The sequence below is a fragment of the Leptospira kanakyensis genome, from assembly GCF_004769235.1.
Classification (GTDB): domain Bacteria; phylum Spirochaetota; class Leptospiria; order Leptospirales; family Leptospiraceae; genus Leptospira_A; species Leptospira_A kanakyensis.
In genome coordinates, this window is the sequence record NZ_RQFG01000028.1 from 1 (window position 1) to 448 (window position 448).

A 448-nucleotide genomic window follows, 5' to 3' on the forward strand; every position below is an offset into this window, starting at 1 on the left:
CCCTGAGTCCCGAATGGGACGTTAGGGACTGGCACGGAGCTTGCGTATGCGAGCGAGTGACAGAAAGGGAATGTGTCGCAGACCAAGCGAGGCCGTAAGTGCCGAAGCGCAGCGTTTCCCTGCTGTTATGCGCTGGCGGAATATATAAAATTAAATCCAGTTTTCTAATTTTAAATTTGGAACTCTAATGAACTCTTTTGTATTATTTGATACTAAAATTAGATTATTTGAAATTGCTTGGGCAGCAATTTGAAGATCGTATGGTCCAATAATTTTCCCTTTTTTTTCTAATGTAGCTCTTATTTGTCCGTATACATCAGCATCTGAGTCAGTAAAAGGTATGATATCAAATGCAGAGAGGAATTTAATAAGCGTATTTTTGTTTTTTGCATAATCAATACTTTTAGCGGCACCGTATTCCAATTCGGCAACAGTAATGGATGAGATT

General features: G+C 39.3%; 1 protein-coding gene. It reads right to left on the minus strand.

The annotated features are described in order from the left end of the window. Positions 1-150: 150 nt before the first annotated feature. On the minus strand, positions 151-448 hold a 298-nt coding region (gene vapC, locus EHQ16_RS19445; protein ID WP_135638932.1), incomplete at its 5' end, for a type II toxin-antitoxin system tRNA(fMet)-specific endonuclease VapC.